We start from the raw sequence: 692 nt of genomic DNA on the forward strand, positions 1-692 counted from the left end.
CGCGCCTCCTGCATGGAGGCGTGATTAGATCACAGACGATCAGCCTGTTCAAATTTCATTAACAAAGTGCGATCCCGCCCTGATCCCCATAATGAAATCACTCCGGATGGCAGTGCCAAAACTGGGCGGCGGTTCAATTTGCGCCATCTCAATATCCAAGACTTCATCGACAGCATCAACGACTAGTCCGACCAAATGCGGCCCATCCGTATTCGGCAACTCCAGAATAATAATGCAAGTCCGCCGCCCTAATACGGTTTCGCCTGCACCAAAGCGTGCCGATAGATCAACAACAGGGACCACATTTCCCCGTAAATTGATGACCCCTAACACATAATTGGGCATCATAGGCACTGCGGTCAGATGTCCATACTCGATAATTTCCCTCACGCGATTAATAGGTAAAGCCAGCGCGATTTTCATGCAATGAAAAGATAGGTTCTGCCCAGCTCCGCGATCCTGAAGATCGGATGAGGAGGAATATGCAATCACATCATTCATACCGAGCACCTCCTAAAACTGGACAAAACGACCATCACCCGGCTCTGAATTCAGCGGTGACAAACTGGCCATTTTGCTAGTCCCTCGATTCAAAGCACCAGCAATCGGTTTGGCGCTGTTCCCTTTACGTGTTGGGGCAATCTATACTTGCAGTAAGTTCGCTGGACTGAGGTGCCCGCTATGGATACCAA

The 692-nt window shown here is 49.7% G+C and carries 1 protein-coding gene; it reads right to left on the bottom strand.

Translation table 11 applies throughout. The annotated features are described in order from the left end of the window. Positions 1-48 precede the first annotated feature (48 nt). Positions 49-501, bottom strand: a complete 453-nt coding sequence (locus tag ACYVG7_RS09995; RefSeq protein ID WP_460882984.1) for a chemotaxis protein CheW — start codon at positions 499-501, stop codon at positions 49-51. Positions 502-692 lie beyond the last annotated feature (191 nt).

The organism is Pseudaeromonas pectinilytica, assembly GCF_054780855.1.

Coding starts and splice junctions, on each gene's coding strand:
- ACYVG7_RS09995 (WP_460882984.1), bottom strand. CDS start 501: ATGAATGATGTGATTGCATATTCCTCCTCATCCGATCTTCAGGATCGC.